Raw genomic sequence first — 22,422 nt, forward strand, 5'->3', positions numbered from 1 at the left:
GGTTACCCAGCCTGGACCGGGGTCAGACCGCTCAATGCGCCACGTCGGAGGCGAGCGCCTTGGTCAGCTGTTCAACCGTGGCCGGTGACTCGCGCTGGAACGCGGCGAGATCGAGGCCGTCGTCGCCCTTGACCGTGAGCAGGGCACGGTCGCCCACGGCGAGGACGATGACGTGACCCGAACCGCAGCGGGCCACCACCTCGCGGAGCGCACCGACACCGGCGGTGTCGGCCATGCGACGTCCCACACCGAGGGTCGCGGCGGCGAGGGCGGAGACGGACTCGGGGTGAACGGTGTCGGTGTCCGCGACGACGAGGAGGCCGTCCACGGTGGACAGGACGCTCTCGGAGACCCCCATCACCCGTTCACGCAGCGAGGTCAGAATGCCGGTCAGGGAATCGGGCGATGGGTTCTCGGTCATGGATCGTGCTCCTTGGGTCCTGGCATATGCGGTGCCGGTATGTTCGATGCGGGCTCGACGGAGTCGGCCGGAGGAGTCAGTCGCAGGAACCAGCCGGTCGAATCAGCCGGTCGAATCAGCCGGTGAAGTCAGTTGGCATCCGGAAGGTTCCGCAGCGACCGGCGGACGCGCCGCAGCGTTTCGATCGAGGGAGCCTCGGCGGCCAGTTCCTCGGGCGAGATCATCGACAGGAGAGCGGGCGGGAGTGCGGGCGCGACCGGTGCGGCATCGCGTCGGGGCAGCGGCCGGCGTACGGGCAACGGTGTGCGAACGGGTGGAGAACCGGGTTCGGCATCCGGCGGAGGACGGGCGTCCGTCGCGGCGCTTTCCTGTTCGTGCTCTTGCTCGTGTCCGTGCTCGTGATCTTGCTCGGGTCCGTGCTCCTGTGGGGGCGCGGCTTCGTCGCGTTCCCGGGGCCGTGCCGCTCGGTCGTCGTCGGTGCTCACTACCCTCCCTTCTTCTTCTGTCCGACGTCCTGTGCGGGGGACGCGCCGCCAGGTCTGCGCTTCGGCAGCGGCGCGGCCTCGGGTGCCCGTACGGCGGTGGTCGTGTCGGCCTGCGGCACACGAGGAGCGGTGCTCGGCCTGCCGTTGGCGGTGGTCCTGGCGTCCCACTGGATGAGGTGCAGGTCCTCCATGCGGATCAGGTCCAGCATGACCGCGTACAGTCCGCGGCCGAGCGTGAAGGCGATGTCCCGTGGCGTACGACGTCCGTTGACGCTGTCCAGGACGTCCCGGTGCCGGCGCGCGAGCCACCCGTCGGAGCCACGGGGCCCGGCCCCGGCTACCGGAGCGGGCCGGACACGTGTCAGCTCGCCCGGCGGTCCCCACAGACGTGACAGCAGTGCCATGCGCCGGGAGGTCTCCTCGGTCAGCTGCCGTGGCTCGACGCCCGGCTCGGCGACGAGCGCGGGCTCCCGGTCGCTCAGCTCCCAACCGCCCGGCGGGCTCAGCGCCATGGCGAACGCCGCGTCGAACACGGCCGCGGTGCAGACGACTTCGAGTTCGGCTGCGCCGATCAGGTCCTCGGCCACGAGGTGTCCGCCCAGCCGGTCCGCGTCGGGCTCGGCGGCGCATGCGGCCAGCCAGACCTCGTCACTGATCCGCCCAGAGGTGAGCAGCGCCGATGTGACGGTCGGCGCCCCGGGCGTCTCGATCGCGCCCACCAGCCCGTTTCGCAGGTGAATCGATCCTCCTGGCAGGCCGGACACGCGCACCGTTCCGCTGAAGCCCTCTTCGCGGAGCCGCAGCAGCAGTGCGGGCACATTGCGTGCCGGGGGCGCTGTCACGCCAGTACCTCTGCAGCCTGGTCACCCAGACTGCGCAGGGCCAGCGCCATATTGGCCCGGTCGCGGTCGAGGCCGGCCGCCAGTATCAGCGGATCGCCTCCCTGCCGCGCCACGGAGAACAGGACGTGATGGCGTTTTGCGGTGGTGGTGACAACGCTCTCCAACTCGCCCTCGGCGCCCGCGGCGCCCAGCCGTTCGGCGATGAGGGCGGCGAGTTCGCAGACCTCGGGCCCGTCGCCCGCCTCGGCGATGTCTCCCGCGGCGCCGTAGGTCAGACCGGTGACCGCGTCGACGAGAGCGACGCCGGTGACCCCCGGGGAATCGAGGAGCCGGTCCAGGGAAGCCTGGAGCGCCGTACTCATTTCCCCCATTCCCCCCCACCTCCTTGGGTCACACAGTACTTTGAACGTCAACTTCATAACCAGCCATAAAGTTGACCGCTTGCGACCCACAATCGCTTGCATCCGATCGTAGATGGCCGGACATCGACCGGTCAGCAGCACTGAGGAATTGGGGCAAGAGCATGAACATCGACACCGCGCTCAAGGAAGCCATGACGATGGAGGGCGCGCTCGGCGTGGCCCTCGTCGACTACGAAAGCGGCATGTCGCTCGGCACGCTCGGTGGAGGCCAGGGTCTCGACCTGGAACTCGCGGCCGCCGGCAACACCGAAGTCGTACGCGCCAAGATGCGCACCCTGGCCTCGCTGGCCATCGACGACACGATCGAGGACATCCTGATCACGCTGGGCAGGCAGTACCACCTGATCCGGCCACTCACCAGCAGCAAGGGGACGCTCTTCCTCTATCTGGCACTGGACCGGACCCGCAGCAACCTGGCGCTGGCCCGGCACGGCCTGAAACGGATCGAGAGCAGCCTGGAGGTCTGAACGGGCCCTCGACCGAACCCGCTGATGTACATACACGTGGACCGTGATCCCACCAGGATCACGGTCCACGTGTATGTACATCAGGCATGTAAGGCCCGTCTGGGGATCAGGACTCCTGCGGCGTCGCCTGGGGAGAGGCCGTCACGTCGTGCTCGGGCACGGTCTCGCCGGAGCGGATCATGTCGATACGGCCCAAGACCTTCGACCGCAGATCGGTCGGCACGTCATCATGGCCGCAGCACCGCTTGACCAGCTTCTTCACGGCCTCTTCGAGCCCGTACTTCTCCAGGCACGGCGAGCACTCCCGGAAGTGCTGCTTGTACTTGACGCGATCGGCGTCCGGCATCTCACTGTCGAGGAACTCGTACAGATGATCGAGTACCTCACTGCAGTCCGTCTCGTGCGGGTCTCCGCAGCTCATGAGCCCGAGCCTTTCGCTTCGTTCGACTCTCCGGCACCGGCCGGGACCAGCCCGCGCTCACGGGCGTAGTCCTCCAGCATGCCGCGCAGCTGACGGCGGCCCCGGTGCAGGCGGGACATCACCGTACCGATGGGTGTCCCCATGATGTCCGCGATCTCCTTGTACGCAAAGCCCTCAACGTCCGCCAGATACACGGCGATGCGGAACTCCTCGGGGATCGCCTGGAGCGCTTCCTTGACGTCCGAGTCGGGCAGGTGGTCGAGCGCCTGCGACTCGGCGGAGCGCAGACCGGTCGACATGTGCGACTCGGCGCGCGCCAGCTGCCAGTCCTCGATCTCCTCGGCCGCACTGCGCTGAGGTTCGCGCTGCTTCTTGCGGTACGAGTTGATGAACGTGTTCGTGAGGATCCGGTACAGCCACGCCTTCAGGTTGGTGCCCTCGCGGAACTGGTGGAAGGACGCGTACGCCTTCGCGTACGTCTCCTGCACCAGGTCCTCGGCATCGGCCGGGTTACGCGTCATACGCAGCGCGGCCGAGTACATCTGGTCGAGGAACTCCATGGCGTCCCGCTCGAAGCGCGCGTTGCGCTCGGCGGTCGACTCCGTACCGCTGCCCTGGCCCTCGGGCTGCTCCGCCTGGCCGTATTCGGTCCCTGCGTCGGTCCCAGTGACCGGACCCACCTCCTCAAACGATGTCGTAGAACCGAAACCGGTCCCACTCGAATCGGAGAATAGACGACCTGCGGTCGGGGCGGAGGGCCCGGAGGTCGGGGCGGCGCGCCGATTCGGTCCACCCGCCGCCCGTACGGGGCCGGTCTTTGCCGCATGCAGGACGGACCAGTCCAGGTCAGTTGCACTGCTGCGGTTCGGGCAGATGGTCGAACCCATGCGGCGGACTTCCTCTCGGACGAACGGCAAGTACTCGGTGTGAGTACTTCTGCCGCTCTCAACAGAGGCCGCCACCGCATCATTCCCACCCCGTTACGCGGGCTTACGCAAGTGACGCGAGCCACTTCCCGACCCCCTCGGTGAGGATCCCCAGCGCCTGCTCCTGACCGATCTCGGCACGCTTGGGCACGGCGAAACCGTGATCTCCGTACGGCACCTCCACGAGGTCGTAAGCGCCTTCCGGGAACTCCTCCGGCTTCCCGAACGGGTCGTTGCCACCCTGGACCACGAGCGTGGACATACCGGCCCCGAGCAGCTCGTCGGCGCGCGACTTCTCCGGCTTGCCCGGCGGATGGAGCGGGAAGCTGAGCGCGAGGACGGCGGCGGCGCCCAGTTCCCGCGCCGTACGACAGGCCACGCGGGCGCCCGCGCTGCGACCGCCCGCCACGACCGGCAGACCGGGTCCGGCGAGCGTCGGCCAGATCCCGCGCCAGCCGACGTCAAGCGTCTTCGGCGCGGGCGCCAGCTTCTTGCCCGCCACCCGCCAAGGCTGCTCGACGAGGGCGACGGTCACGCCGTGCGCGGGCAGCTCGGCGGCGAGGGCGCGCAGATCCCGTGCCTCGATGCCGCCGCCGGCGCCGTGGCTCACGGCGAGCACCAGCCGCGCCTGCTTCGCCCTGTGCCAGGTGACGCGGGCCGTACCCGCGTCCGTCTCCACAACCTCTACGAGTTCGTTGCTCTGCGTCACATCAGAAGAGTGTGCCCTCTTCGGGCGCCTCCAGCTCCTTCAGCAGCTCCGGGCCGTTGTTGCGTACGTTGCTGACCGCCGTGGAGACGGGGTACGCGCGCATCAGCCCCGGCGGAGGCGGTTCGAGCAGGGAGCGCAGGTCCTCGACGTCCGTACGGGACGGATCGAGCCAGGAGTCCCAGCGATCGGCGGTGAGCATCAAGGGCATACGGGGGTGGATGTCGGCCAGAACATGCGGGCCGTCGGCCGGCGCCACCGCGAGGGGCGACTTCTCCGCCTCGGTCGTGATGACGGAGCAGGTCACCCACCACGACTGCGGATGATCGTCGGGCAGCGTCTTGTCCCGCCAGAACTCGTACAGCCCGGCCATCGCGAAGACGGAACCGTCGGCGGGCAGTACGAAGTACGGCTGCTTGCGCGGCCGTTTCTTCTTGCCCTCGGCCTCGAGATCGCGCTCGGCCTTGCCGGTCACCCACTCGTAGTAGCCGTCCGCGGGGATGATGCAGCGCCGGGAGGAGAAGGCCCGGCGGTACGAGGGCTTCTCGTGGACGGTCTCCGCACGGGCGTTGATCATCCGCGCGCCGCCTTCGGGCGTCTTCGACCAGGACGGCACCAGGCCCCACTTGAGCCGGCGCAGCTGGCGAACCGGCTTGGGGTCCTCGACGTCCTTAAGAGGACGGTCGAGTACCGCGTAGACGTCCTTGGTGGGAGCCACGTTGTAGTCGGCTTCGAACTGTTCCTCCGGCTCCCACTTCTCGACTTCAAAGATTCCTGCGAGATCCTCGGGCCTACGACTCGACGCATAACGTCCGCACATACGTGCCACACTGCCAGACTTGGCGCGAAGACGAGGAGACCTCCGCAGACAATGGACGCCATCGCAGCCACCTCGCTGGCCACCCTCTGGGACGAGGTTTTCGGCAGCCAGCCCGACCCCGACATCTGGGTGGTCGTCGCCACCATGGTCGCCGCTCTCGCCGTGATCGTCCCGCACGGCCTGTGGCGGCTCTCGCGCAACGCCATCACCATCGCCCACGAGGGCGGCCACGGTCTGGTCGCGCTGCTCACCGGCCGCAGCCTCAGCGGAATACGGCTGCACTCCGACACCAGCGGCCTCACGGTCAGCCGCGGCAAACCGACCGGTCTCGGCATGATCCTCACCGCGGCGGCCGGCTACACCGCTCCCCCGCTGCTGGGCCTCGGCGGCGCCGCGTTCCTCGCCGCGGGCCACATCACCGCGCTCCTGTGGCTGGCCACGCTGCTTCTCGTGGCGATGCTGGTGATGATCCGCAACGCGTACGGCGCCCTCACGGTGCTCCTCACCGGCGGCACGTTCGTGGTGGTGTCCTGGTTGACGGGCCCTCAGGTGCAGGCGGCGTTCGCGTACGCGGTGGTCTGGTTCCTGCTGCTTGGCGGCGTACGCCCGGCCTTCGAGCTGCAGGCGAAGCGAAGCCGAGGCGGCGCGGGGGACTCGGACGCGGACCAGTTGTCCCGGCTGACCCATGTCCCGGCCGGAATGTGGCTGTTCCTGTTCCACGCGGTGAGCCTGTGCTCGCTGATAGGCGGGGGCAGGTGGCTTCTGCAGGTCTGAAGCACGGCGCGCCCTCCCATGGGGCACGACCAGCCACAACGCTCCCGCACTCGAACCACGGCCGACTACTAGAGTGGGGCCCATGGCCCCGAACCCCGCGAACACCGCCCTCTGGCCCGCCCCGCACGCGAGCGGAGCCGTCGACGCGACGGTCCACGTGCCCGGGTCCAAGTCGGTCACCAACCGGGCCCTCGTGCTGGCCGCCCTCGCGGCCGAGCCCGGCTGGCTGCGCCGCCCCCTGCGTTCCCGCGACACCGTGCTGATGGCCGACGCCCTGCGTGCCATGGGCGTCGGCATCGAGGAGGGCGTGGGCCCGGACGGCTCCGGCGAGGCCTGGCGTGTCATCCCCTCGGGCCTGCACGGCCCGGCCACGGTCGACGTCGGCAACGCCGGCACGGTGATGCGCTTCCTGCCGCCGGTCGCCACGCTCGCCGACGGCCCCATCCGCTTCGACGGCGACCCGCGTTCCTACGAGCGTCCTCTGCACGGCGTGATCGACGCCCTGCGCGCCCTCGGCGCCCGTATCGACGACGACGGGCGCGGCGCGCTGCCGCTGACCGTGCACGGCGGCGGGGCCCTGGAGGGCGGGCCGGTAGAGATCGACGCGTCCTCGTCCAGCCAGTTCGTGAGCGCGCTGCTGCTGTCCGGTCCGCGTTTCAACCAGGGCGTCGAGGTACGGCACACCGGTTCGACGCTGCCCTCCATGCCGCACATCCGGATGACCGTCGACATGCTGCGGTCGGTCGGCGCCCAGGTGGACACCCCCGAATCGGGCGGCGAGCCGAACGTCTGGCGGGTCACGCCCGGCGCGCTGCTCGGCCGCGATCTGACGGTCGAGCCCGACCTGTCGAACGCCCAGCCGTTCCTGGCGGCGGCCCTGGTCACCGGCGGCCGGGTCGTCGTCCCGGACTGGCCCGTGCACACCACCCAGCCCGGTGACAGGCTGCGAGAGATCTTCACCGAGATGGGCGGTTCCTGCGAACTGACCGACCGGGGCCTGGAGTTCACCGGCTCCGGCGCGATCCACGGCATCGAGGTGGACCTCGGCGAGGTCGGCGAGCTGACCCCCGGCATCGCGGCGGTGGCCGCCCTCGCCGACTCGCCCTCCACCCTCCGGGGCGTGGCCCATCTGCGCCTGCACGAGACGGACCGCCTGGCCGCGCTCACCAAGGAGATCAACGAGCTGGGCGGCGACATCACCGAGACCGCCGACGGACTGCACATCCGCCCGCGTCCGCTGCACGGTGGCGTCTTCCACACCTACGACGACCACCGCATGGCCACCGCGGGCGCCGTCATCGGTCTCGCCGTGCCGGACGTACAGATCGAGAACGTGGCGACGACGGCGAAGACCCTGCCGGACTTCCCCGACCTGTGGACCGGAATGCTCGGGAACTGACGGGCGGACACGGGACATGCGCCGCTACGGCAAGCACACCGACGAGGACGACATCCGCACCCGCCCGGGCCGCAAGGGCAGCAGGCCGCGTACGAACATCCGGCCCAAGCACGAGGACGCCGCCGAGGGCGTGGTCCTCACGGTCGACCGGGGCCGGCTGACGTGTCTCGTCGAGGACCGGGTCTTGTACGCCATGAAGGCCCGCGAACTGGGCCGCAAGGCCGCGGTAGTCGGCGACCGGGTGGCCATCGTCGGCGACCTCACCGGCAAGAAGGACACGCTCGCCCGCATCGTCCGCATCGAGCCGCGCACCTCCGTCCTGCGGCGCACGGCCGACGACGACGATCCGTACGAGCGCGTCGTCGTCGCCAACGCCGACCAGCTGGCGATCGTCACCGCCCTCGCCGACCCGGAGCCGCGCCCGCGCCTGATCGACCGCTGCCTGGTCGCCGCGTACGACGGCGGACTCGACCCGCTGCTCGTGCTCACCAAGTCGGACCTCGCCCCGCCGGACGAGCTCCTTGAGCTGTACGGGGCGTTGGGTGTGCCGTATGTCGTGACCAGCCGTGCGGAACTGGAGAGCGGGGAGGCGGTGGACCGGGTGCGCAAGCAGTTGAACGGCAAGATCACGGCGTTCGTCGGGCACTCGGGCGTCGGCAAGACGACGCTGGTCAACGCGCTCGTGGCCAAGGAGCGGCGGCGTTCGACGGGGGTGGTCAACGCGGTGACGGGCCGCGGGCGGCACACGACGACATCGGCGCTCGCGCTGCCGTTGCCCGACGATGACGGCTGGTTGATCGACACTCCCGGCGTACGGTCCTTCGGGCTGCATCACGTGGACCCGTCCCGGGTCATCCACGCGTTCCCCGACCTCGAACCGGGCACCGAGGGCTGCCCGCGCGCGTGCAGTCACGACGAGCCGGACTGCGCACTGGACGAATGGGTGGCCGACGGCCACGCGGATCCTGCCCGGCTCTACTCGCTGCGCAGGCTGCTCGCCACGCGTGAGCGGCGCGAGGGCGACTGAGGGCAACTGATCGCCGGTGACCTCAGTTTTGTTTGCATCGCCGCCACGACGGTAAAGGCATAATCGCACCAAGCGGGACTCAAGCCAGGCGAAGCGGTCACGGAGCGTGGGAGGGCATCACATGGCGTGGCTGCTGGTTGTCGTCGCCGGACTCTTGGAGACCGGCTTCGCCGTCTGTCTGAAGCTCTCGCACGGCTTCACGAGGCTCTGGCCGACGATCGCCTTCGCCATCTTCGCCCTGGGCAGCTTCGGTCTCCTCACCCTCGCCCTGAGAAAGCTCGACGTCGGCCCCGCGTACGCGGTCTGGACGGGCATCGGCGCGGCCGGCACCGCCATCTACGGCATGGTCTTCCTGGGCGACCTGGTCTCCACCTTGAAGATCGTCTCGATCACACTGGTGATCGTGGGAGTGATCGGACTACAGCTGTCGGGCTCGGCCCACTGAGCGCCCCGTAGGGGCCCGGGGCTGAATGGCGTGGGCGCGACCAGTCACAACGAACCCGCAGCGCAGAACCCCTTCAACTCACCACCCGCACAGTCGCGAGGGCGTCCCGGACCAAGCCCGCAGTCCCGCCCTCCCCGGCGGGAGCCACCACGCACGACAACCCCAGCCGCACCACCAGCTCACAGGCCCGCGCCAGCTCCGCCGTCTCCGACTTCGTAGCCCCCACCGCCGTAAGCGCCGTAACGGCCCGGTCGCGCACCACCTGCACGAAGTCCCCCGGCGACGGCAGCGGCCCGTCGGCCCGCCGCTGCGCCGGCACGGCGGAGGAGGACGGCACCGCGGACAGCGTCGGCGATGGCAGCCGCTCGCTCCAGCACCCGGTGAGCACGGCCCGCACCAGAGGGTTTCCACGAGCCGCCGTAGCGGTCCATTCCGCGATCGCCGCCAACCGCTCGCGTGGCTCGCCATGGCTGACCAGAGCCCGCTCCACGCCCGCGAGATAGGCGTCGGCCTCCCGCCGGACGAGGGCCCGTGCGAGCCCTTCCTTGCTGCCGAACTCGTTGTAGAGGGTCTGCCGGGAGACTCCGGCCACGGCGGCCACATCGACCATCCGCACCGTGGACCACGGACGGCGAGCGAGCGACGTATAGGCGGCGTCTAGGAGGGATTCCCGTGCTGCAGGCATCGTCGCCTCCCTGGGCGATCGGCTCTGCCGCTCAGAGTTGACGCGCATGGGGTCACTGTCAAGGGTTCGCGGCGGCATCAAGGGGGCGTACGTCGCCGCCGTGCGCGGAGGAAGTGATCACCGCTCCGGCGGGGAAGATCCTGTAGGGACCACCCGAACGGTATGGCCCCCGGCCGAACGGGGCAGATACGGTGCAGCCATGCCCGACTACCGCGATGACCTGCGCCTCGCCCACGTCCTGGCGGACGCCGCCGACGCCGCGACCATGGACCGCTTCAAGGCGCTCGACCTCAAGGTCGAGACCAAGCCGGACCTGACGCCGGTGAGCGAGGCCGACAAGGCCGCCGAGGAGCTGATCCGCGGCCACCTCCAGCGGGCCCGCCCGCGGGACGCGGTCCTCGGCGAGGAGTACGGCGTCGAGGGCACGGGCCCGCGCCGCTGGGTGATCGACCCGATCGACGGCACCAAGAACTACGTACGCGGGGTGCCGGTCTGGGCCACCCTGATCGCCCTGATGGAGGCGAGCGAGGGAGGCTACCAGCCCGTCGTCGGCGTGGTCTCCGCGCCCGCGCTGGGCCGCCGTTGGTGGGCCGCGAAGGGGCACGGCGCGTTCAGCGGGCGCAGCCTGACCTCGGCGACCCGGTTGCATGTCTCGCGGGTTTCGCGCATGTCGGACGCCTCCTTCGCGTACTCCTCGCTGGGCGGCTGGGAGGAGCGGAGCCTGCTGGACGGCTTCCTGGACCTGACCCGCGAGGTGTGGCGCACGCGCGCGTACGGCGACTTCTGGCCGTACATGATGGTCGCCGAGGGCTCGGTCGACATCTGCGCGGAGCCCGAGCTGTCGCTGTGGGACATGGCGGCGAACGCAATCATCGTGACCGAGGCGGGCGGCAGCTTCACCGGCCTCGACGGCCGCCCGGGCCCGCACAGCGGGAACGCCGCCGCGTCGAACGGCCTCCTCCACGACGAGCTGCTGGGCTATCTCAACCACCGCTACTGAGGCCGGCTGAGACCACCGGCGCCAACCGGAGGACGGCGCACCCCCAAAGCACTCGTACCCGCCCTCTTGTTGACTCCCCTTTTAACTGCGACTCTGAGAGTCCCCCCACTTGTGAACATGTGAATCCGCTCTCAAGCGGATTTCGTAGGAGGTGGCTCCATCCATGCTCGTCCGCGACGCCATGAGCACGGTGGTCCTCACCATCGGACCCGATCACACCCTCCGGCAGGCCGCCGCGCTGATGTCCGCACGACGCATCGGCGCAGCCGTGGTCCTCAACCCCGACGACAGCGGGCTCGGCATTCTCACCGAGCGCGACATCCTCAACTCCGTCGGCCTGGGCCAGAGCCCGGACGCCGAGCGGGCACACGCCCACACCACCACCGACGTCGTGTTCGCCACGCCGTCCTGGACGCTGGAGGAGGCGGCGCACGCCATGGCGCACGGCGGCTTCCGGCATCTGATCGTCCTCGACCACGGCGAGCCCATCGGCATCGTCTCGGTCCGCGACATCATCCGCTGCTGGGCTCCGCTACGGCAGCACGCACCGGCCTGAGCGGCAGGGCGGGCCGGACCCGCGCAAGGCGATCCGGCCCGCTTCCGCCCCCTACCCTGGATAAAGTCCAAGTCGAGTAGAGATCCAAAACCACACCTGTTCGGGATTGGCGTCAACTGCTGGTAGACTGCGCTTTATGAGTGACCTGTTGGAACGACTGCGCGGACGTGGCTGGCGCATGACCGCGCAGCGTCGCGTCGTGGCCGAGGTCCTCGACGGCGACCACGTCCACCTGACGGCCGACGAGGTCCATGCGCGCGCCGTCGCCAAGCTGCCCGAGATCTCCCGCGCGACCGTCTACAACACGCTGGGTGAGCTGGTCTCACTCGGCGAGGTGATGGAAGTCGCCACGGACAAGCGCGCCAAGCGGTACGACCCGAACGCGCACCGTCCGCACCACCACCTGGTCTGCGCCCAGTGCGGCGCGATCCGCGACGTCCACCCGAGTGGCAACCCTCTCGCCGACCTCCCCGACTCCGAGCGCTTCGGCTTCTCGGTCTCGGCCGTCGAGGTGACGTACCGGGGCGTGTGCCCGAACTGCGCGACGGCCTGATCCGCAGACACGACTCCTCAAAGCCCCGGCATCCCATGGGAGCCGGGGCTTTCTGCTGCGCGCGGACTTCCCGTATCTGACGGTCCGTCATATCGTCGACGGCGCCCACCAGTCCGTACCGCACTCCGCGAGGAGACACCGTGGGAGAGCCGCACCCGAAACTCCAAGCCACTGATCTGAGCCGGACCTTCGGCCGGGGCCCCTCGGCCGTGGACGCCCTGGGCCCGCTGGACCTGACCGTCGCTCCTGGCGAGTTCGTCTGCATCGTCGGCCCGTCCGGCTGCGGAAAATCCACGCTCCTCAGGATCGCCTCAGGCTTGTTGCGCCCCAGCACGGGCGAGTTGGCGATCCGCACCACCAGCTCCCGCCCGGCCGCCATGATCTTCCAGGACTACGGCATCTACGACTGGAAGACCGTCCTCGCGAACGTCCGCTTCGGCCTGGACGTCCAGCGCCTCCCGCGCCGCGAGGCGAACGCCCGGGCCCGTGACTGGCTCACCCGCCTCGGCCTCGCGGACTTCGCCTCCGCGTACCCCGCCACGCTCTCCGGCGGAATGCGCCAGCGCGTGGCGATCGCCCGCGCGCTGGCCGTGGAGCCCGAAATCCTGCTGATGGACGAGCCGTTCGCCGCGCTCGACGCCCAGCTGCGCATGATCCTCCAGGACGAGCTCCTGGAGCTCACCCAGACCACCCGCACGACCACCCTCTTCATCACGCACAGCCTGGAGGAGGCGATCGTCCTCGGCGACCGTGTCCTGGTGATGTCCGCACGCCCGGGCCGCTTCATCGCCGAACGCCGACCGCCGTTCCCGCGTCCGCGCTCCGGCGACGTTCGCTCGACTCCCGAATTCACCGCCCTGAAGAGCGAGTTGTGGCAGCTGCTGCGCCCGGAGGCGGTGCCGGCATGAACACGGCCGTACACAAGGAACGTACCGATTCGTCAGCCGTACTGGTCCGCCGCCCGGGCCCGCGGGAGCTGCACCCCGTACGTACCCACCGCAGGCGCCGCACCCTGGAGCTGTCCCTCGCTCTCGCCGTGCCCCTGGTGCTGGTCCTGCTGTGGCAACTGGCCGCCGCCCAGGCCTGGATCGACGACCGCGTCTACCCGGCGCCCACCACGATCCTGGCCGACGGCTGGGACCGCGCGGTGGCCGGCGACCTGTGGCCGGACGTGTGGGCCACCCTCAAGCGCGTACTGGCCGGCTACGCGATCGGCACGGCCTCGGGCTTTGCGCTGGGCCTGCTGATGGGCTCGCTCTCCCTCGTACGCGCGGCACTCGAGCCGCTGCTGGACGCGCTGTACGTCGTACCGAAGCTGGCCCTGCTGCCGATCTTCCTCAACATGTTCGGGCTCGGCGAGGGCCCGCAGGTGGCGCTGGTGGCGGCCACCGTCTTCTTCTTCGTGTGGATCTCCACGATGTCGGCCGTGATGTCGATCCCGGCCGGGTACCGCGACGCGGGACAGGTCTTCGGGGCGTCGCCCTGGCAGATGTTCCGGCATGTGCTGCTGCCGGCCTCACTGCCCGCGGTCCTGGTGGGCGCGCGGATCGCGGCGGGGGTGGCGGTGCTGGTCATCGTCGCCTCGGAGCAGATCGCCGCGGCGAACGGTCTGGGCCATCTGATCTTCGACTCGCGGGCGCTCTTCCAGAACGACGTGATGTTCGTCGGGATCGTCTGCGTCGCCGTACTCGGCGTCGTCTTTTCCGAACTGGTACGGATTCTGGGGCGGTTACTCACTCCGTGGGCGCCCCGCGACCGGGGACGGGGGCAGTCATGAGGCGTTCGCTGCAAGGTGCCCTGGTGGCAGGTGCGGTGCTGGTTTCGGCGGGATGCGCCGCCCAGGACTCCGGCGAGGGTACGGGGGCCTCCGAGCCGCGCACCATCAAAGCGGTGTCCGGCTGCGGGCAGGGGAGCTGGACGGACCCGGCCGACCTGGCGGCGGACCGTGCCCCCGCGCGCTGCGCCAAGGGCACCCCGGCCCCGCAACCCCTGACGGAGCGGCGGAAGCTGACGATCGCGACCGGCACGCTCAGTGCGGAGTATGTGGCTCCGCTTCAAGTGGCCGTGACCAAGGGCGAGTTCAAGAAAGAGGGCCTCGACGTCACGCTGAAGGTGCTGCCGACGCCGGACGCACTGCCGCTGCTCGCGAAGGGCGACATCGACGCCCAGTGGGCCGCCCCCGAGGCCGCCGTGATCAACGGCGTCAACAGCGGCTTCGACATCAAGTGGGTCGCCGGGAACTTCTCACCCGACCCGGAGTCGAGGAGCGGCCTGTGGGTGCGACTGAAGGACGGCGAGAGCGCGTCGCACGTCCCCATGGCCGACCGCAAGCTCGGAACGATGATCGGCAAGGGGTCGGTCATCGCGTATCCGATGAGCCAGGCGCTGAAGAAGCACGGCGGCGGCCTCGACAAGGTCCAGTTCCAGGCGCTCGGCTCGGCCGACGTCCTCACCGCCCTGCAGAACGGAGGCGTCGACTCCGCCTGGCTCCTCGACCCGGTCTGGCGCAAGGTCGACGGCGACGACCGCTACGCCTTCCTCGGCGGCCAGCCGGCCGGCGAGCCCCTGGGCGGCATGCTGTTCGGCCCGAACCTGCTGACGGACGACGTCGACGCTGGGGTCGCGCTGCTGCGGGCATACATCCGCACCGTCAACACCTACTTCACCGACGACTACAAGAAGGACCCGGCCTTCGTGGCGGAGCTGGCCAAGCTCATGAAGACGGATCGTACGGTCCTGGAGTCGACGCCCTCCCTCCGCATGGACTGGGAGATCCGCGCGGGGACGACGAACCGCCTCCAGTCCGCGTACCGCGCGGCAGGCGTCTCGGAGGGCGATCCACTTCCGGAGTCCCGGCTGGTCGACCGCGCGCTGTACGGGGAGGCGGTGGGCCACCGGCCGTAGACGCGCCCGATCGTAAACACGCCGAAGGGCCCGAATCCTTTTGAGGATCCGGGCCCTTCGTCTTCAGTAGCGGGGACAGGATTTGAACCTGCGACCTCTGGGTTATGAGCCCAGCGAGCTACCGAGCTGCTCCACCCCGCGGCGATGAACTGAACACTACGTCAACAGCGTCGACCAGCGCAAATCGCTTTGGTGCGGCCTGTGGGCGGCTGGTTCGCCGGGTCTGCGGGCAGGTGATACCTCCAGACCCGGCGCCCCAGAAGGCCTCTCAAGCGGACAGTTCGTCCTTCAACGCGTCCCGCAGTCGAGCCGCCCGCTCGGAAACCTCATCGGGCCCCAGGACGACCGCCCGGTCCGCCCACCGCTGGCCCTCCGCAAGCTCTCCCCGACGCGCGTAGACGAGGGCAAGCCTCAAAGCGGCCCGCCCATGTCCCGCATCAGCGGCCCGGGCCCACCACAGGGCGGCCTCCGGCTCACTGCCCTCCCGGGCGAGCAGCAGACCGAGGTTGAACGCGCCGTTCCGAGACCCCGCCTCCGCGGCCTCCCGATACCACCGGGCCGCCTCGACCACGTCCCCACGAGCGGACGCCAGCATCCCGACCCGCACCTGGGCACGCCGGTGCCCCTGGGAGGCAGCCCGCTCGTACCACTCCTCGCACTCGCTCTTCTCGGTCGCCGGCTCCCCCAGCTCATGCGCGGACGAGGGCGGGCGCCGGGCGTCGAGCACGGCAGCCAGCCGGTACGCCGCCTCCGCGCTCCCTCCGCCGGCGGCACAGCGCAGATGCCGCTCGGCCTCCCGCTCGTCACCGTCCCGCAGCCGCGCGATCCCGACCTGGAGCGCGGCCTCGGTGTGCCCGGCAGCAGCGGCCTGTTCATACCACCTGAGCGCCGCGGCGTCCTCGGCCCGGCCCGCGTGCAGGATCCCGAGGTTGAACGCGGCGTCGACGCTGCCGGCCTCCGCGGCCTTGGAGAACCAGGGCTCGGCCCCGGCCGCGTCGCCGACCTGGAGCAGCAGGATCGCCAGCGCGTTGGCCGCCTCGCGGTGTCCCGCGTAGGCCGCACGGCGGTACCACTGCTCGGCCTGTCCGGTCCGGCCCTGCTCGGCGCAGAGCAGCGCGAGGTTGTAGGCGCCGTTCACATCACCGGCGTCCATCGCGGCGCGGTACCAGCGCTCGGCGGTCTGTGTCTCGCCGCGCTCGGCGTGCAGCGCGCCCAGGGCGTTGGCGGCGTTCCCGTCGCCGTCCTGGGCGGCGCGCAGCCACCACACGGCTGCGCTCTCGGTGTCGCCCGCGTCCCGCAGCAAGAACCCGAGCGCGCAGGCGGCGCGTGCCTCGCCGTCCTTGGCGGACGTCAGGTACCAGCGCCCGGCCTCCTTGAGCTTCCCGCGCTTCTCCAGGATGACGCCGAGGTGCAGTGCGGCCCTGCGGTGTCCGCGCGCGGCGGCCTGCCGGTACCACTGCTCGGCCTCGGCCATCACGGACAGTCCGGCACTCTTGTCGGCTTGGTCGGCGCCGCCCTGCTCCGTGGACTGTGCGGGCACTGCGGGCTCGCCGGCGGCAGCCCGCCGGTCCAGCGCGCGGGCGAGCCGGTAGGCCGCCTCGCGGTGACCCCGCTCGGCAGCGGCCCGCATCCATGCCTCGGCGGCGGCGTCACCGCGGTGCTCCAGGAGGTCGGCGAGCGCGTACGCACCGAGGGTGTGACCCTGCTCGGCGGACTGGCGCAGCCAGTACTCGGCGGCGGGCTCGTCTCCACGCTCACGGTGGTGGCGGCCGAGCGCGTGCGCGGCGGCGGCCGATCCGGCGACGGCGGCGATCCGCCACCAGCCCGCGGCCTCGTCGGCGTATCCGCGCTGGTGCAGGAGGACACCCAGGTTGTTGGCGGCGGCACGGTCACCGGCGGCGGTGGCAGCACGCAGCTGAGGCTCGGCTCCGTCGAGATCGCCGCGGCGCAGCAGCAGGCTTCCGAGGACGCTCATCGCCTCGACGTCGCCGGCTTCGGCGGCGAGCCGATGGCGTGCCTCCTCCGCAGCCTCGCCGGTCTCGTCCCGGTCGGAGGGCTGCACAATTCGCCCTGTCTCCAACAGAGTTGCCTTGTCCCCCATAAAGTCCATCGTCGCACCACCTGCAACCTGGGTACACCTGGTATACCGCAGCCAGTGAGGTCACTTCAGCGTTTTGTCGACATGCCCACAGAGAGACAAGTCAAACACAGATTTCTCAACTCTCCACGCATGGAGCGGCCTTAATTGGGGCAACCCTGGTCGGATGGGCGAACACACACACGACCCACACACGCCGAAGGGCCCGAATCCTTTGAGGATCCGGGCCCTTCGTCTTCAGTAGCGGGGACAGGATTTGAACCTGCGACCTCTGGGTTATGAGCCCAGCGAGCTACCGAGCTGCTCCACCCCGCGCCGTTGTTCGGCAACCGTATCACGGCGCGGGACGGGCCTTTCACTCAGTCACTGACAGCCGCCGGTCAGCCGCTTCCGCCGCTCCCTTCGGTGTTGTCGCCGCCGTCGCCCGCGCCCCCACCACCGGTGTTGTCGGGCTGGGCCTGGGCCTCCTCGGCCCGCTGCAGCGCTTCCTCGAGGTCCTGCTGCGCCCGGCCGTACGCCTCCCAGTCGCCCTTCTTCAGGGCTTCCTGGCCGGCCTCGTAGGCCTCCTGGGCGTCGTCGAGCGCCTGTTGGACCGTCGTGTCACCCGTCGCCGGTGGTGGCTCGGTGGTGTCATCGCCCTCGTCCGGTGGCGGGGGCGTGCCCTCCGTCGCAAAGACCTTGTCGAGCGCCTCGGCGAGCGTGTCCTCGAAGGCTGTGGTGCCTCCGTACGACACAGCGACCTTCTTCAGCAGCGGATACTCGGCGTTACTGCCCTGTACATAGATCGGTTCGACGTACAGGAATCCGGTATCCATGGGCACCGCGAGCAGATTTCCGAAGATCATGTTCGACTTCGACGTCTCCGCGTTCCGCGTGAACTCCTGGACCGCCGGCATCGAACTCAACTTGCTCTGCCACTGCACCGGTCCGTCCACCTCGGACTCGCCGGTGACTCTGAGCAGCCGCATCGTGCCGTACCCGTCGCTGCTCGCATCGGCGTCCACCGCCATGTACGCGGACAGGTTCGGCCGTCCGCTCGGGGTGAACGTGGTCGTCAGCGAGAACCGCTGCCGGTCGTCGCCGGGCATTTTCAGCGACAGGTAATACGGCGGTACGGCGATGCTGTCTTTTCGGCTCGTCGGATCGTTCGGCACCTGCCACACGTCACTCGCGTTGTAGAACTGGTCGGCGTTGGTGACGTGGTAGATGCCCAGTTGCTCGCGCTGCACCTTGAACAGGTCCTGCGGGTAGCGCAGATGCTCCTTCAGCTCGGCCGGGATGTCGCTCTTCGCCTTGACCGTGTCGGGGAACGCCTTCTTCCACGTCTTCAGGACCGGGTCCTTCTCGTCCCACGTGTAGAGGTTGACGCTGCCGTCGTACGCGTCGACGGTCGCCTTCACCGAGTTGCGGATGTAGTTGACCTGGTTCTGCTGGGCGACCACCGTGCGCTGACTGTCCTCGTTCGTGAGCGCGTCCGTGGTGGTGTCGCCGAGGGTGGTGCGCGACGCGTACGGATAGCCGTTCGTGGTGGTGTACGCGTCGACGACCCACACGACCCGCTTGTCGATGACGGTCGGATAGGCGTCACCGTCGATGGTCAGCCAAGGCGCGACCGCCTCGACACGCTCCTTCGGCGTGCGGTTGTAGAGGATCTGCGACCCCTCACCGATGGCGCCCGAGTACAGCATCTGTGGCTCGCTGAAGGCGGCCGCGTACGCGGCGCGGTTCAGCGGGTTCGACAGGGCGATACCGCCGTCGCCCTTGTACTGGTACGTCTTCTGGCCGCCCGCCTCCTCGTAGTCCAGCTCCTTCTGGGGGCCGCCGACGATCGAGTACTGGGTGGTCTTCTCGCCGAAGTAGATGCGCTGCTCGTAGCCCTTGTTGAAGGTGCCAGTGGTGGGCAGGCCCTGCTCGGTGAAGGCCGGGGAACCCTCGGAACCCGGCTGGATCTCTGTGCCCTTGGCCGCGATCGCGCCGTAACCGTGCGTGTAGATGAAGTGCTGGTTGATCCAGTTCTTCTTGTCGACGCGGTCGAGGTTCAGCTCACGCAGACCGATGATCGTGTCCTGACCGTTGTACCGGTCGATGTCCAGGGTTTTCGGGAACTGGTAGTACTTCCGCTCCTGTTCCAGCTGTTGGAACGTCGGCGAGACCACGTTCGGGTCGTTCAGCCGGTAGCTCGCGACCGAATCGGCTTGATCGCGCTGCTGCTTGGCGTCGTTGCCGTTGCCTGTGCCCGAGATCTCGTCGATCTTCACGCCGTCGATGCCGTACGCCTTGCGCGTGGCCTCGATGTTCTTCTCGATGTACGCGGTCTCCTTGGCCTGCTCATTCGGCTTGACCTGGAACTGCTGCACGATCGCCGGGTACAGGCCGCCGATCAGCAGTGCCGAGAGAACCAACAGACCGAAGCCGATGACGGGCAGCTGCCAGGTGCGCCGCCACAGGGTCGCGAAGAACAGCAGGGCGCAGATGACGGCGATGCAGAACAGGATGGTCTTGGCGGGCAGATACGCGTTCGCGTCGACGTACCTGAGGCCCGTCCAGTTGTCCGTGGCCTTGAAGTCACTGGATTTCACGGCGAGGCCGTACCGGTCGAGCCAGTACGCGACCGCCTTGAGGGAGACGAACAGGCCGAGCAGCACGGAGAGATGACCGGTGGCCGCGGCCGTGGCACGCGCGCCGGGGCTGGTGATCCGGAGTCCGCCGTACAGGTAGTGGGTCAGTGCGGCGGCGATCACACCGAGGATCGTGGCGGCGAAGCCGAAGCCCAGCAGGAAGCGGTACCAGGGCAGGTCGAAGGCGTAGAAGGAGACGTCGAGGTGGAATTGGGGGTCCTTCTGGTTGAAGGAGACCCCGTTCACCCACATCAGCCACGTACGCCATTGGCCTGCCGCGGAGGCGCCCGCGATCAGCCCGACGAGGGCGGTGATCCCGAGCAGGATCCACTTCTTGTACGGGGCCACGCCCATGCGGTAGCGGTCGAGGCTCTGCTGCTCCATCGACATGGCGCTCAGGGGTGGCCTGAGCCGGTGGGCCAGCCAGATGTTCACGCCAACGGCCAGGGCCATCAGCAGCCCGAAGACGAAGAACAGCCCGATCTTGGTCCACAGGGTGGTGGTGAAGACTGAGGAGTACTTGACCGATCGATACCAGAGCCAGTCCGTCCAGAACCCCGCGAACATGACGAACGCCATGGCCAGCACGGCCAGTACGCCCAGTGTCATGAGCAGCGTCCGGACGCGCCGGGACGGTCGGCCCACTCTGATCCGTGGCCCCGTCGGGCCTCCGCCGCGGTCCGGCATCTGGAAAGCCAAGGTGTGCACCTCGAAGTTCGGTCTTGGTCTTCGGGCCCGGCGAACGCAGGGCCACATCTATGCAACTTACTGATGCTTTACTCGGTTCCCGGTTCCGGGTCCGAACGAGGCAGGATTGTGACTATGTCCAACACCGCCTCCACAGGCACCCCCATGGCGGCCGGCCCCCTGACCCGTGCCGTCCTCGAAATCGACGAGTACGTCTCAGGGCTCGGCTGGGACCAGCCCGCACGGCTCTTCGCGCTGGTCGACACCGCTCAGCTCCGCTCCGAGGAGCCAGGTCTCGCGGCGCGTCTCGGTCTCGCCGACGACGCTCCCGACGGCGCTCTTACCCCCATCGAACAGGAGGAACTCCCCGCGGGCAGCCCCCTGGACGAGTTTCTCGGCACCATCGCCTGGCCGGACGCGGTGGCCGGCTGCGCGCTGTCCGTGGAGCGGCTGATGCTGCCGCCGTCCGCGGAGGCGTCCGTTCCGGACGGTCTCGACGAGAAGCGTCTGGCGAAGTGGGTCGCCGAGCATCCCGAGCGCCAGGAGGTCCGGATGACCGTCGGCGTGCTGCGCGGCGGGAAGCGCGAGTCGGCACTGCGGCTGCGCGAAAAGGATGCGGCGACCGACGTTCTCACCGGCTCCGACCTGGTGCCGGGGCTGGCGGAGGCACTGGCGGCGACATTCGCCGAGTAGCACTTGCAGTACGTGGCGTAGTGCGTCATGAGCCGGCTCAGCCCTTCGTGCACTGGGGCAGGTCGTCGGTGTTGCCGCCGCGGATGTCCCCGAGGGCCTTCATCGCGTCGTCAAGGGTCTCGACCTTGACGAGGGTGAGCCCATCGGGGATGTCCCGGGCGGCTGCCGCGCAGTTGTCCTTGGGCGTCAGGAAGTACTCGGCGCCCTGGTCGCGGGCGCCGACCGTCTTCATCTCGATGCCGCCGATGGGGCCGACCTTGCCGTTGTCGTCGATGGTGCCGGTGCCGGCCACGAACTTGCCGCCGGTGAGGTCTCCCGGGGTGAGCTTGTCGACGATCCCGAGGGCGAACATCAGGCCGGCGCTCGGACCCCCGACGTCGGCGAGCTTGATGTCGATCGTGAACGGGAACGTGTGATCGGTCCCGGCCGCGATGCCGACTATCGCGCGCTCCTCGCGATCGTCGTCCGACTTCGTCGTGGTGATGGTGATGTCCTCGGTCTTCGTCGCCGGCCGCTTCTCCTTCTCGGCGGCGGCCTGCTCCTTGGCGGGCACGATGGTGAAGACGACCTTCTCGCCGGGCTTGTGCTTGGTGACCAGCTTCGCCACCTCGTCGTACGCCTTGACCTGCGTACCGTCCACAGCCTTGATCACATCGCCCGCGTGCAGCTTGCCCTCGGCCGGGCTGTCCTTGAGCACGGAGGAGACGATGGTCCAGGACTTCACCGGGATGTTCCGCTCCTTGAGGGCGGCGACCTTGGCGCTCTCCTGGGACTGGCTGAACTCCTCGGCGTTCTCCTGTGTCGACTGCTCCTCCGTCTTCCCGTCGGGATAGAGCGTGTCGTGCGGGACCACCTTGTTGTCGTGCGCCAGCCAGCCGTACACAGCCTCGACGAGGTTCATCTTGTAGCCGGCGCTCGTGACGCGGACCGTCGTCATGTTGAGATGGCCGTCCGCCTGGTAGGTCTTGCGGCCGGAGATCTGCAGCACCGGCTCACCGTCGTGCTCGCCGAGCGTGTTCACCGTCGGACCGGGTGACATCTCCGAGTACGGCACATTGATGAAGACCCCTGCGCACAGGAGCGCGATCAGCATCAGGGTGGAGGCGAGCATCGTCGCGGTGCGGCGTGGCATGGAACGACAGTACGGGACCACCCTGTCAGTGCACCGTCGGGGCCGCCCGTACGGGACCCCTGGGGGCCGGGGCGCAGACCGCCTCAGGCGTCTTCGGTGCCGGTGGTCAGGCGTCCGTGGGCGACTTCTCCATGTGCTGTTCCTCCACCGGCTGCTTCGCCAGGTGCGGCTTCTCCATGGCCTCGCGGAAACGCATGTAGCCCGCGAGCTCGGTGCCGTCCCCGGTGGTCCTGCGGCTCCGGCCGACCCATGTGCCCCACACTCCGGCACCGATCGCAGCCAAAAGCGGAATCAGCAACCAGGCAAGCACCGCCATGCCGACCTCCCAACCCCGTGAAGCA

Annotated in this window: 25 protein-coding genes and 2 tRNA genes; 12 read left to right on the plus strand and 15 right to left on the minus strand. The window is 69.3% G+C overall.

Translation table 11 applies throughout. From position 1 onward, the window contains the following. Positions 1–31: 31 nt before the first annotated feature. The 4 genes from ACFYO0_RS27815 to ACFYO0_RS27830 form a co-directional block, all read right to left on the minus strand. Positions 32–421: a roadblock/LC7 domain-containing protein gene (locus ACFYO0_RS27815; protein WP_386339195.1), complete on the minus strand. Its 390-nt coding sequence runs from the start codon at positions 419–421 to the stop codon at positions 32–34. A gap of 128 nt (positions 422–549) precedes the next feature. Continuing rightward, on the minus strand, positions 550–906 hold the full coding sequence (locus tag ACFYO0_RS27820) for a hypothetical protein (protein ID WP_388681300.1): 357 nt from the start codon (positions 904–906) through the stop codon (positions 550–552). Beyond that, on the minus strand, positions 906–1,748 hold the full coding sequence (locus ACFYO0_RS27825; RefSeq protein WP_388681303.1) for a hypothetical protein: 843 nt from the start codon (positions 1,746–1,748) through the stop codon (positions 906–908). The genes ACFYO0_RS27820 and ACFYO0_RS27825 overlap by 1 nt, the downstream gene beginning before the upstream one ends. Next, a complete protein-coding gene (locus ACFYO0_RS27830) occupies positions 1,745–2,119 on the minus strand; it encodes a hypothetical protein (RefSeq protein ID WP_388681305.1) in 375 nt (124 codons plus the stop codon). Before ACFYO0_RS27830 ends, ACFYO0_RS27825 begins: the two co-directional genes overlap by 4 nt. Positions 2,120–2,271: 152 nt before the next feature. Between ACFYO0_RS27830 and ACFYO0_RS27835 the strand changes: the two genes are divergently transcribed. Next, positions 2,272–2,637 carry a hypothetical protein gene (locus ACFYO0_RS27835; protein ID WP_388681308.1) on the plus strand — a complete coding sequence of 122 codons (366 nt, stop codon included), beginning with the start codon at positions 2,272–2,274 and terminating at the stop codon, positions 2,635–2,637. Positions 2,638–2,743: 106 nt separating this feature from the next. Here the strand turns inward: ACFYO0_RS27835 and rsrA are convergent, their stop codons facing one another. The 4 genes from rsrA to ACFYO0_RS27855 form a co-directional block, all read right to left on the minus strand. Next, positions 2,744–3,058, minus strand: a complete 315-nt coding sequence (rsrA, locus tag ACFYO0_RS27840) for a mycothiol system anti-sigma-R factor (protein WP_388681311.1) — start codon at positions 3,056–3,058, stop codon at positions 2,744–2,746. Continuing rightward, a complete protein-coding gene (gene sigR / locus ACFYO0_RS27845; RefSeq protein ID WP_388681315.1) occupies positions 3,055–3,738 on the minus strand; it encodes an RNA polymerase sigma factor SigR in 684 nt (227 codons plus the stop codon). Before sigR ends, rsrA begins: the two co-directional genes overlap by 4 nt. A 310-nt stretch (positions 3,739–4,048) precedes the next feature. Further along, a complete protein-coding gene (locus ACFYO0_RS27850) occupies positions 4,049–4,693 on the minus strand; it encodes an alpha/beta family hydrolase (protein ID WP_388681318.1) in 645 nt (214 codons plus the stop codon). A gap of 1 nt (position 4,694) precedes the next feature. After that, positions 4,695–5,510, minus strand: coding sequence for an SOS response-associated peptidase (locus ACFYO0_RS27855; protein ID WP_388681321.1), 816 nt, complete (start codon positions 5,508–5,510; stop codon positions 4,695–4,697). Positions 5,511–5,561: 51 nt separating this feature from the next. On the opposite strand from ACFYO0_RS27855, the gene ACFYO0_RS27860 reads away from it, so the two are divergent. The 4 genes from ACFYO0_RS27860 (at position 5,562) to ACFYO0_RS27875 (ending at position 9,155) form a co-directional block, all read left to right on the plus strand. Next, positions 5,562–6,284: a M50 family metallopeptidase gene (locus ACFYO0_RS27860; protein ID WP_388681323.1), complete on the plus strand. Its 723-nt coding sequence runs from the start codon at positions 5,562–5,564 to the stop codon at positions 6,282–6,284. Between the two features lie 82 nt (positions 6,285–6,366). Then, the gene (gene aroA / locus ACFYO0_RS27865) at positions 6,367–7,683 is read left to right on the plus strand and encodes a 3-phosphoshikimate 1-carboxyvinyltransferase (protein ID WP_388681326.1); all 1,317 of its coding nucleotides are present in this window, start codon (positions 6,367–6,369) and stop codon (positions 7,681–7,683) included. A gap of 16 nt (positions 7,684–7,699) precedes the next feature. Next, positions 7,700–8,710 (plus strand): ribosome small subunit-dependent GTPase A, encoded by a 1,011-nt coding sequence (gene rsgA, locus ACFYO0_RS27870; RefSeq protein WP_388681329.1) that lies wholly within the window; start codon positions 7,700–7,702, stop codon positions 8,708–8,710. A 121-nt stretch (positions 8,711–8,831) separates the two neighbouring features. Beyond that, positions 8,832–9,155, plus strand: coding sequence for a DMT family transporter (locus ACFYO0_RS27875; RefSeq protein WP_388681332.1), 324 nt, complete (start codon positions 8,832–8,834; stop codon positions 9,153–9,155). Between the two features lie 73 nt (positions 9,156–9,228). On the opposite strand, the gene ACFYO0_RS27880 is transcribed toward ACFYO0_RS27875, so the two are convergent. Continuing rightward, positions 9,229–9,840, minus strand: a complete 612-nt coding sequence (locus ACFYO0_RS27880) for a TetR/AcrR family transcriptional regulator (RefSeq protein ID WP_388681334.1) — start codon at positions 9,838–9,840, stop codon at positions 9,229–9,231. A gap of 199 nt (positions 9,841–10,039) precedes the next feature. On the opposite strand from ACFYO0_RS27880, the gene hisN reads away from it, so the two are divergent. The 6 genes from hisN (at position 10,040) to ACFYO0_RS27910 (ending at position 14,853) form a co-directional block, all read left to right on the plus strand. Continuing rightward, positions 10,040–10,840, plus strand: a complete 801-nt coding sequence (gene hisN, locus ACFYO0_RS27885; RefSeq protein WP_388681337.1) for a histidinol-phosphatase — start codon at positions 10,040–10,042, stop codon at positions 10,838–10,840. Between the two features lie 163 nt (positions 10,841–11,003). Beyond that, positions 11,004–11,396 carry a cyclic nucleotide-binding/CBS domain-containing protein gene (locus ACFYO0_RS27890; RefSeq protein WP_388681339.1) on the plus strand — a complete coding sequence of 131 codons (393 nt, stop codon included), beginning with the start codon at positions 11,004–11,006 and terminating at the stop codon, positions 11,394–11,396. A 136-nt stretch (positions 11,397–11,532) separates the two neighbouring features. After that, positions 11,533–11,949, plus strand: coding sequence for a Fur family transcriptional regulator (locus ACFYO0_RS27895; RefSeq protein ID WP_388681342.1), 417 nt, complete (start codon positions 11,533–11,535; stop codon positions 11,947–11,949). 140 nt (positions 11,950–12,089) lie between these two features. After that, positions 12,090–12,857 carry an ABC transporter ATP-binding protein gene (locus tag ACFYO0_RS27900; protein ID WP_388681345.1) on the plus strand — a complete coding sequence of 256 codons (768 nt, stop codon included), beginning with the start codon at positions 12,090–12,092 and terminating at the stop codon, positions 12,855–12,857. Further along, the gene (locus ACFYO0_RS27905; protein ID WP_388681347.1) at positions 12,854–13,726 is read left to right on the plus strand and encodes an ABC transporter permease; all 873 of its coding nucleotides are present in this window, start codon (positions 12,854–12,856) and stop codon (positions 13,724–13,726) included. The genes ACFYO0_RS27900 and ACFYO0_RS27905 overlap by 4 nt, the downstream gene beginning before the upstream one ends. Next, entirely contained in the window at positions 13,723–14,853 is a 1,131-nt protein-coding gene (locus ACFYO0_RS27910) for an ABC transporter substrate-binding protein (RefSeq protein ID WP_388681349.1), read from the plus strand. The genes ACFYO0_RS27905 and ACFYO0_RS27910 overlap by 4 nt, the downstream gene beginning before the upstream one ends. Before the next feature lie 67 nt (positions 14,854–14,920). Here ACFYO0_RS27910 and ACFYO0_RS27915 read toward each other — a convergent pair. The 4 genes from ACFYO0_RS27915 to ACFYO0_RS27930 all read right to left on the minus strand — a co-directional run bounded on the left by ACFYO0_RS27915 (position 14,921) and on the right by ACFYO0_RS27930 (position 20,256). After that, positions 14,921–14,994 (minus strand) — tRNA-Met (locus ACFYO0_RS27915). Positions 14,995–15,121: 127 nt separating this feature from the next. Then, on the minus strand, positions 15,122–16,963 hold the full coding sequence (locus tag ACFYO0_RS27920; RefSeq protein ID WP_388681351.1) for a sel1 repeat family protein: 1,842 nt from the start codon (positions 16,961–16,963) through the stop codon (positions 15,122–15,124). A 229-nt stretch (positions 16,964–17,192) separates the two neighbouring features. After that, positions 17,193–17,266 (minus strand) — tRNA-Met (locus tag ACFYO0_RS27925). Positions 17,267–17,331: 65 nt separating this feature from the next. Then, the gene (locus tag ACFYO0_RS27930; RefSeq protein WP_388681618.1) at positions 17,332–20,256 is read right to left on the minus strand and encodes a UPF0182 family protein; all 2,925 of its coding nucleotides are present in this window, start codon (positions 20,254–20,256) and stop codon (positions 17,332–17,334) included. A gap of 135 nt (positions 20,257–20,391) precedes the next feature. On the opposite strand from ACFYO0_RS27930, the gene ACFYO0_RS27935 reads away from it, so the two are divergent. Further along, entirely contained in the window at positions 20,392–20,949 is a 558-nt protein-coding gene (locus ACFYO0_RS27935) for a PPA1309 family protein (RefSeq protein WP_386339254.1), read from the plus strand. Between the two features lie 37 nt (positions 20,950–20,986). Here ACFYO0_RS27935 and ACFYO0_RS27940 read toward each other — a convergent pair whose 3' ends face one another. After that, a complete protein-coding gene (locus tag ACFYO0_RS27940; protein ID WP_388681354.1) occupies positions 20,987–22,081 on the minus strand; it encodes a PDZ domain-containing protein in 1,095 nt (364 codons plus the stop codon). Positions 22,082–22,187: 106 nt separating this feature from the next. Further along, positions 22,188–22,397 carry a hypothetical protein gene (locus ACFYO0_RS27945; RefSeq protein ID WP_388681357.1) on the minus strand — a complete coding sequence of 70 codons (210 nt, stop codon included), beginning with the start codon at positions 22,395–22,397 and terminating at the stop codon, positions 22,188–22,190. Between the last annotated feature and the right edge of the window lie 25 nt (positions 22,398–22,422).

It is taken from the genome of Streptomyces sp. NPDC006365 (assembly GCF_042870755.1).
In the GTDB taxonomy this organism is placed as follows: domain Bacteria; phylum Actinomycetota; class Actinomycetes; order Streptomycetales; family Streptomycetaceae; genus Streptomyces; species Streptomyces xiangluensis.

Bases quoted from the DNA above. Each gene is read 5' to 3' on its own strand.
- ACFYO0_RS27830 (WP_388681305.1), bottom strand. From the start codon at position 2,119: ATGGGGGAAATGAGTACGGCGCTCCAGGCTTCCCTGGACCGGCTCCTC.
- ACFYO0_RS27905 (WP_388681347.1), top strand. From the start codon at position 12,854: ATGAACACGGCCGTACACAAGGAACGTACCGATTCGTCAGCCGTACTG.
- ACFYO0_RS27855 (WP_388681321.1), bottom strand. From the start codon at position 5,510: ATGTGCGGACGTTATGCGTCGAGTCGTAGGCCCGAGGATCTCGCAGGA.
- ACFYO0_RS27890 (WP_388681339.1), top strand. From the start codon at position 11,004: ATGCTCGTCCGCGACGCCATGAGCACGGTGGTCCTCACCATCGGACCC.
- ACFYO0_RS27835 (WP_388681308.1), top strand. From the start codon at position 2,272: ATGAACATCGACACCGCGCTCAAGGAAGCCATGACGATGGAGGGCGCG.
- ACFYO0_RS27940 (WP_388681354.1), bottom strand. From the start codon at position 22,081: ATGCCACGCCGCACCGCGACGATGCTCGCCTCCACCCTGATGCTGATC.
- ACFYO0_RS27935 (WP_386339254.1), top strand. From the start codon at position 20,392: ATGTCCAACACCGCCTCCACAGGCACCCCCATGGCGGCCGGCCCCCTG.
- rsrA (WP_388681311.1), bottom strand. From the start codon at position 3,058: ATGAGCTGCGGAGACCCGCACGAGACGGACTGCAGTGAGGTACTCGAT.
- ACFYO0_RS27930 (WP_388681618.1), bottom strand. From the start codon at position 20,256: ATGCCGGACCGCGGCGGAGGCCCGACGGGGCCACGGATCAGAGTGGGC.
- ACFYO0_RS27815 (WP_386339195.1), bottom strand. From the start codon at position 421: ATGACCGAGAACCCATCGCCCGATTCCCTGACCGGCATTCTGACCTCG.
- rsgA (WP_388681329.1), top strand. From the start codon at position 7,700: ATGCGCCGCTACGGCAAGCACACCGACGAGGACGACATCCGCACCCGC.
- ACFYO0_RS27895 (WP_388681342.1), top strand. From the start codon at position 11,533: ATGAGTGACCTGTTGGAACGACTGCGCGGACGTGGCTGGCGCATGACC.
- ACFYO0_RS27880 (WP_388681334.1), bottom strand. From the start codon at position 9,840: ATGCCTGCAGCACGGGAATCCCTCCTAGACGCCGCCTATACGTCGCTC.
- aroA (WP_388681326.1), top strand. From the start codon at position 6,367: ATGGCCCCGAACCCCGCGAACACCGCCCTCTGGCCCGCCCCGCACGCG.
- ACFYO0_RS27910 (WP_388681349.1), top strand. From the start codon at position 13,723: ATGAGGCGTTCGCTGCAAGGTGCCCTGGTGGCAGGTGCGGTGCTGGTT.
- ACFYO0_RS27920 (WP_388681351.1), bottom strand. From the start codon at position 16,963: ATGGACTTTATGGGGGACAAGGCAACTCTGTTGGAGACAGGGCGAATT.
- ACFYO0_RS27945 (WP_388681357.1), bottom strand. From the start codon at position 22,397: ATGGCGGTGCTTGCCTGGTTGCTGATTCCGCTTTTGGCTGCGATCGGT.
- ACFYO0_RS27860 (WP_388681323.1), top strand. From the start codon at position 5,562: ATGGACGCCATCGCAGCCACCTCGCTGGCCACCCTCTGGGACGAGGTT.
- hisN (WP_388681337.1), top strand. From the start codon at position 10,040: ATGCCCGACTACCGCGATGACCTGCGCCTCGCCCACGTCCTGGCGGAC.
- ACFYO0_RS27875 (WP_388681332.1), top strand. From the start codon at position 8,832: ATGGCGTGGCTGCTGGTTGTCGTCGCCGGACTCTTGGAGACCGGCTTC.